The 16,645-nt window shown below is 64.2% G+C and carries 16 protein-coding genes; 14 read left to right on the top strand and 2 right to left on the bottom strand.

Annotation, left to right across the window (positions count from 1 at the left end; genetic code table 11):
- Window positions 1-2: 2 nt before the first annotated feature.
- A complete protein-coding gene (locus tag AC4FWB_RS29565) occupies window positions 3-164 on the bottom strand; it encodes a DUF1328 domain-containing protein (protein WP_491029769.1) in 162 nt (53 codons plus the stop codon).
- A 60-nt stretch (window positions 165-224) separates the two neighbouring features.
- Window positions 225-1,238 (bottom strand): MBL fold metallo-hydrolase, encoded by a 1,014-nt coding sequence (locus tag AC4FWB_RS29570; protein ID WP_491029770.1) that lies wholly within the window; start codon window positions 1,236-1,238, stop codon window positions 225-227.
- A gap of 131 nt (window positions 1,239-1,369) precedes the next feature.
- On the opposite strand from AC4FWB_RS29570, the gene AC4FWB_RS29575 reads away from it, so the two are divergent.
- From AC4FWB_RS29575 to lpdA, 14 genes are all read left to right on the top strand, one after another.
- On the top strand, window positions 1,370-1,813 hold the full coding sequence (locus AC4FWB_RS29575; RefSeq protein WP_491029771.1) for a VOC family protein: 444 nt from the start codon (window positions 1,370-1,372) through the stop codon (window positions 1,811-1,813).
- A 189-nt stretch (window positions 1,814-2,002) separates the two neighbouring features.
- Window positions 2,003-2,542, top strand: coding sequence for a protease inhibitor Inh/omp19 family protein (locus AC4FWB_RS29580; RefSeq protein WP_491029772.1), 540 nt, complete (start codon window positions 2,003-2,005; stop codon window positions 2,540-2,542).
- Window positions 2,543-2,627: 85 nt separating this feature from the next.
- Complete coding sequence (gene zapE / locus AC4FWB_RS29585) at window positions 2,628-3,821, top strand: cell division protein ZapE (RefSeq protein WP_491029773.1); 1,194 nt, start codon at window positions 2,628-2,630, stop codon at window positions 3,819-3,821.
- 600 nt (window positions 3,822-4,421) lie between these two features.
- Window positions 4,422-5,390 (top strand): malate dehydrogenase, encoded by a 969-nt coding sequence (gene mdh, locus AC4FWB_RS29590; RefSeq protein WP_491029774.1) that lies wholly within the window; start codon window positions 4,422-4,424, stop codon window positions 5,388-5,390.
- Between the two features lie 17 nt (window positions 5,391-5,407).
- The gene (gene sucC / locus AC4FWB_RS29595; RefSeq protein WP_491029775.1) at window positions 5,408-6,601 is read left to right on the top strand and encodes an ADP-forming succinate--CoA ligase subunit beta; all 1,194 of its coding nucleotides are present in this window, start codon (window positions 5,408-5,410) and stop codon (window positions 6,599-6,601) included.
- A 4-nt stretch (window positions 6,602-6,605) separates the two neighbouring features.
- Entirely contained in the window at window positions 6,606-6,977 is a 372-nt protein-coding gene (locus tag AC4FWB_RS29600; RefSeq protein WP_491029776.1) for a cupin domain-containing protein, read from the top strand.
- Window positions 6,978-6,980: 3 nt separating this feature from the next.
- Window positions 6,981-7,478: a DUF1579 family protein gene (locus tag AC4FWB_RS29605; protein WP_491029777.1), complete on the top strand. Its 498-nt coding sequence runs from the start codon at window positions 6,981-6,983 to the stop codon at window positions 7,476-7,478.
- A 12-nt stretch (window positions 7,479-7,490) separates the two neighbouring features.
- Complete coding sequence (gene sucD / locus AC4FWB_RS29610; RefSeq protein WP_491029778.1) at window positions 7,491-8,393, top strand: succinate--CoA ligase subunit alpha; 903 nt, start codon at window positions 7,491-7,493, stop codon at window positions 8,391-8,393.
- A gap of 140 nt (window positions 8,394-8,533) precedes the next feature.
- Window positions 8,534-11,521 carry a 2-oxoglutarate dehydrogenase E1 component gene (locus AC4FWB_RS29615; protein WP_491029779.1) on the top strand — a complete coding sequence of 996 codons (2,988 nt, stop codon included), beginning with the start codon at window positions 8,534-8,536 and terminating at the stop codon, window positions 11,519-11,521.
- Between the two features lie 46 nt (window positions 11,522-11,567).
- Window positions 11,568-12,854: a 2-oxoglutarate dehydrogenase complex dihydrolipoyllysine-residue succinyltransferase gene (gene odhB, locus AC4FWB_RS29620; RefSeq protein WP_491029780.1), complete on the top strand. Its 1,287-nt coding sequence runs from the start codon at window positions 11,568-11,570 to the stop codon at window positions 12,852-12,854.
- Window positions 12,855-12,870: 16 nt separating this feature from the next.
- Window positions 12,871-13,596: a DUF4241 domain-containing protein gene (locus tag AC4FWB_RS29625; protein WP_491029781.1), complete on the top strand. Its 726-nt coding sequence runs from the start codon at window positions 12,871-12,873 to the stop codon at window positions 13,594-13,596.
- 20 nt (window positions 13,597-13,616) lie between these two features.
- Window positions 13,617-14,108, top strand: coding sequence for a hypothetical protein (locus AC4FWB_RS29630; protein ID WP_491029784.1), 492 nt, complete (start codon window positions 13,617-13,619; stop codon window positions 14,106-14,108).
- Window positions 14,105-14,860, top strand: coding sequence for a glucose 1-dehydrogenase (locus AC4FWB_RS29635; protein WP_491029782.1), 756 nt, complete (start codon window positions 14,105-14,107; stop codon window positions 14,858-14,860). Before AC4FWB_RS29630 ends, AC4FWB_RS29635 begins: the two co-directional genes overlap by 4 nt.
- A gap of 24 nt (window positions 14,861-14,884) precedes the next feature.
- Window positions 14,885-16,291: a dihydrolipoyl dehydrogenase gene (gene lpdA / locus AC4FWB_RS29640; RefSeq protein ID WP_491029783.1), complete on the top strand. Its 1,407-nt coding sequence runs from the start codon at window positions 14,885-14,887 to the stop codon at window positions 16,289-16,291.
- Window positions 16,292-16,645 lie beyond the last annotated feature (354 nt).

The following is a 16,645-nucleotide window of genomic DNA, read 5'->3' on the forward strand; positions in this document are numbered from 1 at the left end:
GCCTAGGTTACGGCGAAGACGCCGAGCACGATCAGCAGGAAGAGGATCAGCACGATGCCGATCAGGATGCGCGCGCCCAAGGCGGCGGCGCCGGCCAGCGCCGGCATGCCAAGCAGGCTCGCGGCCGCGGCGACAATCAGAAGGATGATGATCCATTTGATCATGAGGGGGCTCCCTGCCGAAATTGCATTGTGGGACGAACGCAATTCAAAGGGCCGGGTTCCTTAACCAGATTCTGGAAAGTCCCAGACTTCACCGGGACGCATGGCGCGGAATTGCGCCTCCGAGATGCCTTGCGCCTCGAGCGCAACGGTCAGCTTCCGGGCCGGCTCGTCTACCGGCTCGTCGGTGAGCTGAAAAGTGCCCCAATGGCAGCCGGCGGCATGGGCGGCATTGCACAACCTCATGCCCTGGACGGCTTCCTCCGGATTCTGGTGCTGCGGCGCCATGAACCAGCGCGGCGCGTAGGCGCCGATCGGCAGCATGGCCAGCCGGAAGCCGCCATGCTTTTCCGCCATCAGCCGGTAGTTGGCGCCGCCATGGAAGCCGGTATCGCCGGCGAAATAGACTTTGCCGCCGGGTGTCTCGATCACGAAGCCCGCCCACAGCGCCATGCGGCGGTCGCGCCCGCCGCGCGCCGACCAGTGATGCACCGGCTCGACATGTATGGCGGCATCGTTGCCGAATTCAAGCCTGTCGCCCCAGTCATGCGCCGACAGCCGCATGCCGGGCACGGCGCCGCCGACGATGGCGTCGTTGCCGAGCGGCGTGACCAGCAGCGGATCGTGGCCCTGCTTCAGCCGCTTGAGCGTGGCGAGGTCGAGATGGTCGTAGTGGTTGTGGCTGAGGAGCACCAGGTCGATCGGCGGCAGGTCGGCAAAGGCGATGCCGGGCGGATTGACGCGCTTCGGGCCGACAAAGGCGAAAGGCGAGGCGCGCTCCGACCAGACCGGGTCGGTCAGTATGTTCAGCCCGGCGGTCTGGATCAGCAGCGAGGCGTGGCCGACCATGGTGAGTCGAAGCGCTGTGCCTTCGACCCTTTTGTCGGGCTTTGCTTGCGGAAAAGGACTTGGAAAGACCGCGGGCCATTTCGAGCGCCCGCCGCTGAATTGCCATCTGAGCAGATCGGCGAAGCGCCCCGGCGGCCTGCCGTCGGGATTGAAAAAGAGGGTGCCGTCGAAATGGTCGCTGGGCGGACCGCTGTAATAGCGGTTGGCGGTCCTCTTTCCCGCAGCCATTTTTTACCGCCTGTTCCGTTTCGTTTCCCTGAAATAGGAACGCGGCCGCCTGGCGCAAGCATTTTTGCCCGCGAATGCCAAGGGCCGAAGGCCGGCTTCGTCTAGGATCGACACCGTGGAGGAACGTCATCATGGTGATGAAGAGAACCAAGACACCGTGGATGAAGGCCGAGGATTTCGGCCGCTCGCTGCCGCGCGGGCTGGGCGTCAACCTTTTGGTCACCGACATGGCGGCGATGGAGGCCTTCTGCCGCGACGTGCTCGGCGCTCGGATCATCTATGCCGACGAGGATTTCGCGGCGATCGAGCTGCTGGGATCGATCTTCATGCTGCATGCCGACCACTCTTATCTCGACAATTCGATGACCGGCGTGATTACCGGTGCCGAGACGCGCGGCGCCGGCATCGAGCTGCGCCTTTATGGCGCCGATCCGGATGCGGTCGAGAAAAGGGCGGCAGCACTCGGCCACATCGTGCTTGCCGGCTCGATCGACAAGCCGCATGGTCTGCGCGAATGCTACATCGTCGGCCCGGATGGTTATGTCTTCGTGCCCAGCGCGCGGCTGCAAGCCTAAAATTTCAAGACGTTACGGTCCAGATACTCGGCGTAGCCTAGGCGACTGACGTGTAGCGATAAATTTGCAACACCGGCCCCGAAAACCCTATTTTAACCATATCGGGTTGAAATTCTGCCACCTTCGCCATCTTGGTGAAGCAGGTATTTACGCGGACGGCGCCCCCCACCGGATCCGACGGAGGTTGGAATGACTTTTTCAAAGACTGGCCTTTTGGCCGTATCGCTGGCGGCGCTCATTGCGAGCGGCTGCTCGACCTCGCGCTTCTCGTCGATGGACGACCAGCAGCCCGCGCCGCTCACGCCGGCGCCTTCCGGCACGGTGACGCAGAACCAGCTGCCGCCGCCGGCCGCTCCGGGCACCACCGATCCGTCGCAATTCCCGACCGCGCCGAAGAACACGCAGGTCGCTTCGCTGCCGCCGGACGGCACGGCGCCCGCCGGCGCCACCGATCTCACAGCGGCCAGCGTCGCCGGTGTCTGGAACGCCAGCGTCTCCGGCCAGAGCTGCAAGGTGGCGACGCCGCAGACCAAGTTCGGCGCTGGTTATCGCGCCGGACCGCTGCATTGCCCGGCCCCGATCGACGGCATCAAGTCGTGGAATGTCGCCGGCAAGCAGCTGACGCTCTACGACGAAAACGGTGGCGCGCTGGCCCGGCTCTATTCGTCTGGCGGCGAAAAGTTCGACGGCCAGACTTCCAACGGCCAGGCAATCTCGCTTACAAGATAAGACGGACCCTTCCCTATTGATTTTACGCAATTCCGGACGGAGAGCCCGCCGGACACTCCGGAATTGCCCGAGAACGACGTGACCTATGCATCTGCGTGACGGCCTCCAGACCCATGTGACCGTCAGGCAGCGCTACGACCACCTGGTCGAGACCGGCGCGGCCGAGCGCGACCCGGCGCAGGAGCGCGTCGTTGCCGCGCTCGACCGGCTGACCGACGAGCTTTCCGCAAAAAGGCTGGCGCAGAAATCCAGCTCGCTGGGCTGGCTGTTCGCGCGCAAGAAGCAGCCGTGCGAGGCGGTGAGGGGCCTCTACATCCATGGCGGCGTCGGGCGTGGCAAGACCATGCTGATGGACATGTTCTTCGAGCTCCTGCCGGCCAGGCGCAAGCGCCGCGTCCATTTCAACGATTTCATGGCCGACGTGCAGGACCGCATCCAGAAGCACCGGGCGGCGCGCAAGAACGGCGACGTCAAGGAGGACGATCCGATCCCACCGGTGGCCCGCGCGCTGGCCGACGAAGCCTGGGTGCTGTGCTTCGACGAGTTCTCCGTTACCGACATCGCCGACGCGATGATCCTGTCGCGGCTGTTCTCGGCGCTGTTTGCCAACGGCGTGGTGCTGGTCGCCACCTCGAACGTCGCACCCGAAAATCTCTATCGCGACGGGCTGAACCGGCAGCTCTTCCTGCCTTTCATCGGTCTGCTCGAGCGCAATGCCGCGGTGATGACGCTCGACGCCGAAAAAGACTATCGCCAAGAGAAGCTCAACCGCCTGCCTGTCTATGTCACGCCGGCCGACGAGACGGCCGACCGCGCGCTGGACGAGGCCTGGAGGGCGATGGCGCATGGCAGGCCGACCGAGGCGGTGACGCTGACGCTGAAAGGGCGTCAGCTCATCGTGCCGCGCGCAGCCGGCGATGCAGCGCGCTTTTCCTTCGCCGATCTCTGCGAAAGGCCGCATGGAGCGCGCGACTACCTGGCGATCGCCGACCGCTTCTCGACCATCTTCATCGACCATGTGCCGGTACTCGGCGAAGGCAAACGCAACGAAGCAAAGCGTTTCATCCTCTTGATCGACACGCTCTACGATCACCGCATGCGGCTGGTGATGAGCGCCGAGGCGCCGCCTGAAGGGCTCTACACCGCCAAGCGCGGCACGGAAGTGTTCGAGTTCGAGCGCACCGCCTCGCGCCTGGTCGAAATGCAAAGCCGCGACTGGCTGGAGGGCTGGGCGGAGAGGCGCGACGAGGCGCCGGCTGCGGAGGTAAGGCAGGCCTAAAGCGCGTCGCGATCTTTCAGATTCGCTCCGTGCGCTTTAGGTTTTTGATTTTACGCATGTCTTTGTCCCGAAACCGGTTCCCACTTTCGGGAGACATGCTCCAGGGTTGGGATATCGTTTCGCCGCGCTCCTGCGTCGTTGGAGATTAGCGAAAGCCGGCGCGACGGCGATCTTCCTCCTCGAGGGGGAGATGGCCGGCAGGCCAGAGGGGGTCGGTTCGACCGGGCTCGGCGTAGATGCGTCGGCGCTTTACGCGCGAGGACCCCCTCTGTCGCCTTCGGCGACATCTCCCCCTCAAGGGGGGAGATTTGGCGCCTGCATCACAAGGGCGTCATCACCGGGACGGAGCCTTCTGATTTCGACGTTCATTGTGTAAATTCTCCTCAGTCGGCTTAGGAATTTTGACGTTTACGTAATTCCCGAACCATCTAACCGATTGAAAATGCTAGGGTCGAAATAATCGTTTGAATTTCTTCCACGCCGGAGCTATTGGGTGCGGCGAAATCTCGCGGGTCCCCGCAGCATCCCAGCCTCCTCGATGCCGTCATCAAGTCTGCAAAGATTTGAGGCACGGTCACACACAAAGGAAAACATCCTGACATGGCACGCAACAAGATAGCGCTCATCGGCTCGGGCATGATCGGCGGCACGCTCGCCCATATGATCGGCCTCAAGGATCTCGGCGACGTGGTGCTGTTCGACATCGCCGAGGGCATCCCGCAGGGCAAGGGTCTCGACATCGCCCAGTCCTCGCCGGTCGACGGGTTCGACGCCAGGCTGACCGGCGTCAATGACTATGCCGGCATCGAGGGCGCGGATGTGTGCATCGTCACCGCCGGCGTGCCGCGCAAGCCCGGAATGAGCCGCGACGATCTCTTGGGCATCAATCTCAAGGTCATGGAACAGGTCGGCGCGGGCCTCAAGAAATACGCGCCGAAGGCCTTCGTCATCTGCATCACCAACCCGCTCGACGCCATGGTCTGGGCGCTGCAGAAGTTCTCCGGCCTGCCGACCAGCCATGTCGTCGGCATGGCCGGCGTGCTCGACAGCGCCCGCTTTCGCTACTTCCTGGCGGAAGAGTTCAAGGTCTCGGTCGAGGACGTCACCGCTTTCGTGCTCGGCGGCCATGGCGACTCGATGGTGCCGATGATCCGCTATTCGACCGTGTCGGGCATCCCGCTGCCCGATCTCGTCAAGATGGGCTGGACCTCGAAGGAGAAGCTCGACCAGATCGTGCAGCGCACCCGCGACGGCGGCGCCGAGATCGTCGGCCTCTTGAAGACCGGCTCGGCCTATTACGCGCCGGCGGCCTCGGCCATCGCGATGGCCGAATCCTACCTCAAGGACAAGAAGCGGGTGCTGCCCTGCGCTGCGCATCTTTCCGGCCAGTATGGGGTGAAGAACACCTATGTCGGCGTTCCGGTGGTGATCGGCGCCGGCGGCGTCGAGCGCGTCATTGAGATCGACCTCGCCAAGGCCGAGCAGAAGATGTTCGACAATTCGGTGGCGGCGGTGCAGGGCCTCACCGAGGCCTGCGTCAAGATCGCCCCGCACCTCGCCGGCAAGTAATCGCGGAGACCAAACGCATGAACATCCATGAATATCAGGCCAAGGCGCTGCTGAAGTCGTTCGGCGCGCCGGTAGCAAGCGGCGTTCCTGTGTTCAAGGCAAGCGAGGCGGAGGCCGCGGCAGAAGCGCTGCCCGGCCCGCTCTATGTGGTGAAGAGCCAGATCCATGCCGGCGGCCGCGGCAAGGGCAAGTTCAAGGAACTGCCTGCAGACGCCAAGGGCGGCGTGCGGCTGGCGAAGTCGGCGGCCGAAGTGGTCGCCAACGCCAATGAGATGCTCGGCCATACGCTGGTCACCAAGCAGACGGGGCCCTCCGGCAAGCAGGTCAACCGCCTCTATATCGAGGACGGCGCCGACATCGAACGCGAGCTTTATCTGTCGATCCTGGTCGACCGTTCGGTCGGCCGCATCGCCTTCGTCGTCTCGACCGAGGGCGGCATGGACATCGAGGCGGTCGCGCACGACACGCCGGAAAAGATCCTCACCGTCGCCATCGATCCGGAAAAGGGCGTGACGGCGGACGACGTCAAGAAGCTCAATGCCGCGCTCAAGCTCGACGGCGATGCGGCACGAGACGGCGGCACGCTGTTCCCGATCCTCTACAAGGCCTTCGTCGAGAAGGACATGAGCCTGCTCGAGGTCAACCCGCTGATCGTCATGAAGAACGGCCGGCTGCGCGTGCTCGACGCAAAGGTGTCTTTCGACAACAACGCGCTCTTCCGCCATCCGGACGTGATGGAGCTGCGCGACACCACCGAGGAGGACGAGAAGGAGATCGAGGCGTCGAAATACGACCTCGCCTATGTCGCGCTCGACGGCAATATCGGCTGCATGGTCAACGGCGCCGGCCTCGCCATGGCGACGATGGACATCATCAAGCTCTACGGCGCCGAGCCGGCTAACTTCCTCGACGTCGGCGGCGGCGCTTCGAAGGAGAAAGTCACGGCGGCGTTCAAGATCATCACCAAGGACCCGGCGGTCGAAGGCATCCTGATCAACATCTTCGGCGGCATCATGAAGTGCGATGTCATCGCCGAGGGCGTGATCGCCGCGGTCAAGGAAGTGGGCTTGAAGGTGCCGCTGGTGGTGCGGCTCGAAGGCACCAATGCCGAGCTCGGCAAGAAGATCATCAACGACAGCGGCCTCAACGTCGTCTCGGCCGACGACCTCGACGACGCGGCCAAGAAGATCGTCAAGGCGGTGAAGGGCTAAGCGGATGCCTCCGCGGAAGATAAACCTGGTCGAGGCGGCGGATGCGACGATCACCAAGGTCTTCGATCCGCACATTGCCGGCGACGTCAACGATGCCCAAGCGAAGGTCGCCAAGTTCGGCGAGGTCTTCGACTGGCACGCGCATGACAATGAGGACGAAGCCTTCCTCGTGCTGCGTGGCAGGATCGCCATCGACTTCCGCGACGGGCCGGTCGAGCTCGGCGAGGGCGATTTCATCGTCGTGCCGCGCGGCGTCGAGCATCGGCCGCGCTCGCTGACCCCGGAGCCGGTGGTGCTGATGTTCGAGCCGTCGACGACGCTCAACACCGGCAATGCCAAGAGCGACCTAACCGTCACGGATCTCAAGCGGCTCTGACCCATGAACGCGGCGCCTTTCTCTTCCCTCTCGGACGGCCACCAACGCCTGCAGGCGCTGGTCGGCGCGTGGCGTGGCGAGGAGGAGGTGTCGGAGACGCAATGGGCCGACGCCGGCACGGCGACCTCGGAAGTGCTGGCCGAGGCGCAGTTCGGCGGGCTGTTCGTGGTGCAGCGCTATCGCCAGCGCCGCGACGGCACGGTTTCGTTCGGCGCGCACAATGTGTTCGGCTTCGACCAGCAGAACGGCTTGGTCACCATGCACCAGTTCGACTCGATGGGGTTCGTGCCGATGTCACCGGCCACCGGCACGTGGAACGGCAGCGAGCTCGTGCTGGAGCGGTCGTCGCCGCGCGGCTCGGCCCGCGTGACCTACATTCTTGACGGCACTGATACCTACCGCATGAAACTTCAGTTCAAGCCCGCCGGGAGCGATGCCTGGCAAGACATGGTGAGCGGGCTTTACCGGCGCGTTTCGCCTTCCCCGATCAACGGTTTTTAGAAAAGGGCCGCGATGTCCATTCTCGTCGACAAGAACACCAAGGTTCTCGTGCAGGGCCTGACCGGCAAGACCGGCACGTTCCACACCGAACAGGCGCTGGCCTATCACGGCACTAAGATGGTGGGTGGCATCCATCCGAAGAAGGGCGGCGAGACCTGGACCGGCGCCAAGGGCGAGACACTGCCGATCTTCGCCACCGTCGCCGAGGGCAAGGAAAGAACCGGCGCCAACGCTTCGGTCATCTATGTGCCACCGGCGGGCGCGGGCGAGGCCATCATCGAGGCGATCGAGGCCGAGATCCCGCTCATCGTCTGCATCACCGAAGGCATCCCGGTGATGGACATGGTCAAGGTCAAGGCGCGGCTCGACCGCTCCACCTCGCGGTTGATCGGCCCGAACTGCCCGGGCGTGCTGACGCCCGACGAATGCAAGATCGGCATCATGCCCGGCAACATCTTCCGCAAGGGCTCGGTCGGCGTTGTTTCCCGCTCGGGAACACTTACCTATGAGGCGGTCTTCCAGACCAGCAATGTCGGCCTCGGCCAGACCACCGCCGTCGGCATCGGCGGCGACCCGGTCAAGGGCACCGAGTTCATCGACGTGCTCGAGATGTTCCTCGCCGACGACGAGACCAAGTCGATCATCATGATCGGCGAGATCGGCGGCTCGGCCGAGGAGGACGCCGCGCAGTTCTTGAAGGACGAGGCCAAGCGCGGCCGCAAGAAACCGATGGCGGGCTTCATTGCCGGGCGCACGGCGCCGGCGGGACGCACCATGGGCCATGCGGGCGCGGTGATCTCCGGCGGCAAGGGCGGCGCGGAAGACAAGATCGCGGCGATGGAATCGGCCGGCATCAAGGTTTCGCCGTCGCCGGCGCGGCTGGGCACGACGCTGGTCGAGGCGATAAAGGGTTAAGGCAGTAGCGGGTAGGCAGTAGTCAGTAGTGAAAAAGGGAAGAACGGGTGAGTAGCAGCTGAGGGATTTCATCTTCTACTCACTACTGACTACTCACTATTCCCCTCGAAAGGAGACGGAGCCAGGCTCCGCAGACGAAAATGGCAAGACAAGATCAGGCCAACGACCAATTCTCGCTCACCTCATTCCTCTATGGCGGCAATGCCGACTATATCGACGCGCTCTACGCGGCCTATGAGGACGATCCGGAATCGGTAAATCCGGAGTGGCAGGACTTCTTCGCGGCGCTGAAGGACGACGCCGGCGACGTTCGCAAGAACGCCAAGGGCGCCTCCTGGGCCAAGCCCTCCTGGCCGATGCAGGCGAATGGCGAGCTGGTCTCGGCGCTCGACGGCAACTGGGGCCTGATCGAAAAGCACATCGAAAAGAAGGTGAAGGAGAAGGCGGTCGTCAACGGCGCCGCGCTTTCCGATGCCGACGTGCACCAGGCGACGCGCGATTCCGTGCGCGCCATCATGATGATCCGCGCCTATCGCATGCGCGGCCATTTGCACGCCAATCTCGATCCGCTCGGCATCGCCAAGCCGCTCGAGGACTATAATGAGCTGTCGCCGGAAAACTACGGCTTCACCGAAGCCGACTACGACCGGCCGATCTTCCTCGACAATGTGCTGGGGCTCGAATTCGGCACCATCCGGCAGATGCTGGACATCCTCGCCCGCACCTATTGCTCGACGCTCGGCGTCGAGTTCATGCACATCTCCGACCCGGAAGAGAAGGCCTGGATCCAGGCGCGCATCGAAGGCGCCGACAAGGAGATCACCTTCACCGCCACCGGCAAGAAGGCGATCCTGTCGAAGCTGATCGAAGCGGAAGGCTTCGAGCAGTATATCGACGTCAAGTACAAGGGCACCAAGCGCTTTGGCCTCGACGGCGGCGAATCGCTGATCCCGGCGCTGGAGCAGATCGTCAAGCGCGGCGGCCAGCTCGGCCTGAAGGAGGCCGTGCTCGGCATGGCCCATCGCGGCCGCCTCAACGTGCTCAGCCAGGTGATGGCGAAGCCGCACCGAGCCATCTTCCACGAGTTCAAGGGCGGCTCGGCCGCTCCCGACGACGTCGAGGGCTCGGGCGACGTCAAGTACCATCTCGGCGCCTCGTCGGACCGCGAGTTCGACGGCAACAAGGTGCACCTGTCGCTGACCGCCAACCCCTCGCATCTGGAAATCGTCGATCCTGTCGTGATGGGCAAGGCGCGCGCCAAGCAGGACCAGCTCGCCGGCCGCGAGCGCGGCGAGATCGTGCCGCTGTCGGAGCGCGCCAAGGTGATGCCGCTCCTGTTGCACGGCGACGCGGCGTTTGCCGGCCAGGGCGTGATCGCCGAAATGTTCGGCCTGTCCGGCCTGCGCGGCCATCGCGTCGCCGGCACGCTGCATTTCATCATCAACAACCAGATCGGCTTCACCACCAATCCGCGCTTCTCGCGCTCCTCGCCCTATCCATCGGATGTGGCCAAGATGATCGAAGCGCCGATCTTCCACGTCAACGGCGACGATCCGGAGGCGGTGGTGCATGCCGCCAAGGTTGCAACCGAGTTCCGCATGAAGTTCCATAAGCCGGTGGTGGTGGACATGTTCTGCTACCGCCGCTTCGGCCACAATGAGGGCGACGAGCCGGCTTTCACGCAGCCGATCATGTACCGCAACATCCGCAGCCATAAGACGACCGTGCAGATCTATGCCGACCGGCTGATCGCCGAAGGCCACATCACCCAGGCCGAGGTCGACAAGATGCGGGCCGACTGGCGCGCACATCTGGAGAGCGAGTGGGAAGTCGGCCAGTCCTACAAGCCGAACAAGGCCGACTGGCTGGACGGCGCGTGGTCCGGCCTGCGCACGGCCGACAACCAGGACGAACAGCGCCGCGGCAAGACGGCCGTGCCGGTCCGCACGCTGAAGGAAATCGGCAAGAAGCTGACCGAAGTGCCGAAGGATTTCGAGGCGCACAAGACGATCCTGCGTTTCCTCGAGAACCGCCGCCAGGCGATCGAATCCGGCGAAGGCATCGACTGGTCGACCGCCGAGGCGCTGGCCTTCGGCGCGATCCTGCTCGACGGCAATCCGATCCGGCTGTCGGGCCAGGATTCGGAGCGCGGCACCTTCTCGCAGCGCCATTCCGTGCTCTACGACCAGCGCGACGAGAACCGCTATATCCCGCTCAACAATCTGTCGGCGGCGCAAGCCGGCTACGAGGTCATCAACTCGATGCTGTCGGAGGAGGCGGTGCTCGGCTTCGAATATGGCTACAGCCTGGCCGAGCCCAAGGCGCTGACGCTTTGGGAAGCGCAGTTCGGCGATTTCGCCAACGGCGCCCAGGTGGTGTTCGACCAGTTCATCTCCAGCGGCGAGCGCAAGTGGCTCAGAATGTCGGGCCTCGTCTGCCTGTTGCCGCATGGCTATGAGGGCCAGGGGCCGGAGCACTCCTCGGCGCGCCTCGAGCGCTTCCTGCAGCTCTGCGCCGAAGACAACATGCAGGTCGCCAACGTCACCACGCCGGCTAACTATTTCCACATCCTGCGCCGACAATTGAAGCGCGACTTCCGCAAGCCGCTGATCCTGATGACGCCGAAGTCGCTGCTGCGCCACAAGCGGGCGGTGTCGACGCTGCCGGAAATGTCGGGCGAGAGCTCGTTCCACCGGCTGTTGTGGGACGACGCGCAGCTTTTGCCCAACCAGCCGATCAAGCTGGTGAAGGATTCCAAGATCCGACGCGTCGTGCTGTGCTCCGGCAAAGTCTATTACGACCTCTACGAGGAGCGCGAGAAGCGCGGCATCAACGACATCTACCTGCTGCGCGTCGAACAGCTCTATCCGTTCCCGGCCAAGGCGCTGATCACCGAGCTGTCGCGTTTCCGCAATGCCGAGATGGTGTGGTGCCAGGAGGAGCCCAAGAACATGGGCGCCTGGTCGTTCATCGACCCCTATCTCGAATGGGTGCTGGCGCATATCGATGCCAAGCATCAGCGGGTGCGCTACACCGGCCGGCCGGCCTCGGCCTCGCCGGCGACCGGGCTGATGTCGAAGCATCTCAGCCAGCTCGCTGCCTTGCTCGACGATGCGCTGGGCGAATAGACCGGACGAAACAGATCTCAAGAAGACAAGAGAACGGACAGGCACAATGGCTACCGAAATCCGCGTCCCCACTCTGGGCGAATCCGTCACGGAGGCGACCGTCGGCAAGTGGTTCAAGAAGGTCGGCGATGCGATCGCCGCCGACGAGCCGCTGGTCGAGCTCGAAACCGACAAGGTGACGGTGGAGGTGCCTGCCGCGGGCGCCGGGACACTCTCCGAAATCACCGTCAAGGAAGGCGAGACGGTCAATGTCGGCGCGCTGCTCGGCTCGATTTCGGCGGGCGGTGCGGCGGCCGCTGCTGCGGCTAAGCCGCAGACGGTGTCGCAGGCCTCGAGCCCGGACGCCGCATCCACGGTCAAGCAGGCCGCGGCCGAAACCGCCAAGATCGCCGGCGGCGGCGGCTCGTTCGAGCCGCGCACCATGCCGCCGGCGCCGGCCGCTGCCAAGCTGATCGCGGAGAACAATCTTGCGGTCGACCAGCTCTCAGGCTCGGGCAAGCGCGGACAGGTGCTGAAGGGCGACGTGCTCGACGCGATCGCCAAGGGCGTGCCCTTGCAGACGGCCGAGACGCCGAGGGCGGCTCTCGCGCCTGCTCCCGTCGCCGCCCGCGCGCCGTCGACGGCCGACGATGCCTCGCGCGAGGAACGCGTGCGCATGACAAAGCTGCGCCAGACGATCGCCCGCCGTCTCAAGGAGGCGCAGTCGACCGCCGCCATGCTGACCACCTTCAACGAGGTGGACATGAGCGCGGTGATGGCGCTGAGAGCCAAGTACAAGGACGTGTTCGAGAAGAAGCATGGCGTGAAGCTCGGCTTCATGGGCTTCTTCACCAAGGCGGTGACGCATGCGCTGAAGGAGATCCCGGCGGTCAATGCCGAGATCGACGGCACCGACATCATCTATAAGAATTTTGCTCATGTCGGCGTCGCCGTCGGCACCGACAAGGGCCTGGTGGTTCCGGTGGTGCGCGACGCCGACCAGATGTCGATCGCCGAAATCGAGAAGGAGATCGGCCGGCTGGGCCTCGCCGCGCGCGACGGCAAGCTTTCGGTCGCCGACATGCAGGGCGGCACCTTCACCATCTCCAACGGCGGCGTCTACGGATCACTGATGTCGACGCCGATCCTGAACGCGCCGCAGTCCGGCATCCTCGGCATGCACAAGATCCAGGACCGGCCGGTGGTGGTCGGCGGCCAGATCGTCATCCGCCCGATGATGTATCTGGCGCTCAGCTACGACCATCGCATCGTCGACGGCAAGGAAGCGGTGACCTTCCTGGTGCGCGTCAAGGAAAGCCTGGAGGATCCCGAGCGGCTGGTGCTCGATCTGTGATCGGAGCTGATCCGCAATGAGCGGCTGGCTGGAACGGTTCGGGTTTGCGCTGAGTCGCGCGCTTCGGACTTTTCGGCCAATTGCCTCGGTTGCTACCGCTTCACCGGCGAGATCGATTGAATCGAGTCCGCCGCCGGAAAGCAGTAATCTAGGAGTCTTCGCTCTCAGCGATGCGGATATGGCGGAACGGAAGATCAGTGCCATCACGATCGGTGAGCTCGAGCTGCCGACCGGCGAAATCGTCGCCTGCGATCCGCTCATCACCGGATTAGGACGGCCTGCTTTCAGCCGCAAGGTGAATCCGGGACACTATCCGGTCATCCTGCTTCAGGCGCGGGGCTGCATTGCTGCAGCGGTCCTGCGATTCGGTCCCGGCTTGCCAGTACGGTGGGAACTGGCAACCTTCGCTAGCGATCGTCCACCGGTCTATGAGTCGGAATTTCTTGGATTTATCGTCGATGACGCGGTTGCGGCGTTCATGGACAAGTCGGTTCTGACGCTGATGGCCGACCCGGAAGAACTCGACAACTATCTTGCCGACGTTGCGTGCTCTCTCGACAGGTTTGGCATGGATAGTCCGGTTGAAGGCAACCCGATCAATGTAGCCATGTTCGACACTGGCTTTGGTGATGGCGGGTATCGGTCCTTCTGGGGACTGGACGCGGCCGGTGAACCTCTTCTCCTGATGACCGACTTCGAAGTGCTCGAGAACGCGGATGGCCGCGAGGGCCAGGCCAACTGATGGCAAACGTAATCTCGCCCATGGTCGGAAGCATCGCTGGGTGGCTGGCATTCTTGGCCGCTGATTCCGCCGCCCAGGCCGCCTGCCCGATCCAGCTTGCCGTCTATGGCGAGGCAAAGAGCGGCGCCGAGATCGACTTCACGCCGGCCGGAACCTCGGCGACGATCACCAACACCTTCCGTATGATCCTCGACAACAACACCGTTCTCGACGGCATCGTCATGTGGACCGAAGGCGACGCCGGGCGGCCGCATGGCTCGCTGATGTACAAATGCCCGACCGGCGACGTCACCGGCGAGGAGCTCGCCGCCTGCACGGTCTGGGAAGGTGTGATCTACAGCGCCGATGAGAAGGGCACCGTCGGCCTGCTGCCCGCCGAGGGCGCCGATGCGCCGAAAAGCCTGATCTTTCCTGATCTCGGGCCGTCGCTGCAGATGTCGGCCGCTTATGGTCCCGGCGGCTTTTCAAAGGTGCCATGGGACATCTTTGCGCTGAAAGGCTGCCAGGAATGAGTGCTGACAAGAAGACGCTGCTGGTCACCGGCGGCAGCCGCGGCATCGGCGCGGCCATCTGCCGGCAGGCCGTCCAGGCCGGCTACCGGGTGGCGGTCAACTATGTCTCCAACCGGCTTGCCGCCGAGGCGCTCGTCGCCGAGATCGAAGCCGCCGGCGGCGAGGCCTTCGCGGTCAAGGGCGATGTCGGCAGTGAGGCCGATGTCATGGCGATGTTCGAGGCCGCGGACCGTGCGTTCGGCCGGCTCGACGCCTTCGTCAACAATGCCGGCATCGTCGACGTCAAGGCGCGCGTCGACGAGATGGGCGCCGAGCGGGTCGAGCGGATGATGCGCATCAACGTCGTTGGCTCCTTCCTCTGCGCCCGCGAGGCGGTGAAGCGCATGTCGACCCGCCATGGCGGCAAGGGCGGCGCGATCGTCAATATCTCGTCTGCAGCCGCCAGGCTGGGCTCGCCCGGCGAATATGTCGACTACGCCGCCTCCAAGGGCGCGATCGACACGCTGACGATCGGGCTGGCGCGCGAGGTGGTGCTGGAAGGCATTCGCGTCAATGCGGTCAGCCCCGGCATCACCGAGACCGAGATCCATGCCTCCGGCGGCCAGCCGGATCGCGTGGCGCGGATGCAGGACATGCTGCCGATGAAACGTGCCGGCACGGCCGATGAGGTCGCGAGCGCGGTTCTCTATCTTCTGTCGGACGCGGCCTCCTATATAACGGGCGCGATCCTCAATGTGAGCGGCGGCCGTTGAAGGCCGGATAAGAAGGACAGTCCCATGGCTTATGACGTCGTAATCATCGGATCGGGACCGGGCGGCTATGTATGCGCCATCAAGGCGGCGCAGCTCGGGCTGAAGACCGCGGTGGTCGAGAAGAACGCCACCTTCGGCGGCACCTGCCTCAACATCGGCTGCATCCCGTCGAAGGCGCTGCTGCACGCCTCCGAGATGTTCGCGGAAGCCGGCCATACCTTCGACATGCTGGGGGTCGAGATCGGGGCGCCGAAGCTCAACCTGAAGAAGATGCTGGCGCACAAGGACGCGACGGTGGCGTCGAACGTCAACGGCGTCGCCTTCCTGTTCAAGAAGAACAAGATCGATAGTTTCCGCGGCACCGGCAAGGTTGTCGGCGCCGGCAAGGTTTCGGTGACCGGCGAGGACGGCAAGGTCGAGGAGATCGAGACCAAGAACATCGTCATTGCCACCGGCTCCGACGTCGCCGGCATTCCAGGCGTCAAGGTCGACTTCGACGAGAAGGTGATCGTGTCCTCCACCGGCGCGCTGTCGCTGGCCAAGGTGCCCGCCAGCCTCGTCGTGGTCGGCGGCGGCGTCATCGGGCTGGAGCTGGGCTCGGTCTGGGCGCGGCTCGGCGCCAAGGTCACGGTCGTCGAGTTCCTCGACACCATCCTCGGCGGCATGGACGGCGAGATCTCGAAGCAATTCCAGCGGCTGCTGTCCAAGCAGGGTTTCGAGTTCAAGCTCGGCGCCAAGGTCACCGGCGTCGCCAAGAGCAAGAAGGGCGCCAGCGTCACGTTGGAGCCGGTCAAGGGCGGCGCGGCTGAAACGATCGAGGCCGACGTCGTGCTTGTCGCCACCGGCCGCCGTCCTTATGCCGACAGCCTCGGTTTGAAGGAGGCGGGTGTGGAGGTCGACGAGCGCGGCCGGGTCAAGACCGACGGGCATCTCAGGACTAACGTGCCCGGCATCTATGCCATCGGCGACGTCATCGCCGGACCGATGCTCGCGCACAAGGCCGAGGACGAGGGCGTGGCGGTAGCCGAGATGATCGCCGGCCAGGCCGGCCATGTGAACTATGACGTGATCCCGAGCGTCGTCTACACCAGCCCGGAAATCGCCTCCGTCGGCAAGACCGAGGAAGAGCTTAAGAAAGCCGGTATCGACTACAAGGTCGGCAAGTTCCCGTTCAGCGCCAACGGCCGCGCGCGCGCCATGCTTCGCACCGACGGCTTCGTGAAGATCCTGGCCGACAAGGCAAGCGACCGCGTGCTCGGCGTCCATATCGTCGGCTTCGGCGCCGGCGAGATGATCCACGAAGCGGCGGTGCTGATGGAATTCGGCGGCTCGTCGGAAGACCTCGCCCGCACCTGCCATGCGCATCCAACGATGTCGGAAGCGGTCAAGGAAGCGGCGCTGGCCACGTTCTTCAAGCCCATTCATATTTAGGCGCGCTTTCCATATCCGTTCCAGCTCGGTGGCGTAGCAGGAAGAAAGCTTTCGACGTTTGCGCTGTCCCTCATCTGGTTGCCGCCATCTTTTCCCCGTGAACGGGGAGAAGGGGCTGGCCGCGGCGCTGGCTCGATTTTTGCGGCGTCGGTAAATGGCGAAAACGGCGACGGAAGTGTCCTTCTCCCCGTTTACAGCAGGGCAATCGCACATGGCGCTCCCCCACTCCGTCTCGGCTTCGCCGAGCCACCTCTCCCCCCCACATTCGTGGAGGGAGAGGAAACGCCAACCGCGAAGGGTCGCGGCCTTGAAAAGCTTGGGTTCCTCTCCCCCATGAACATGGGGGAGAGGTGG

It is taken from the genome of Mesorhizobium sp. LEGMi-168a, assembly GCF_058312955.1.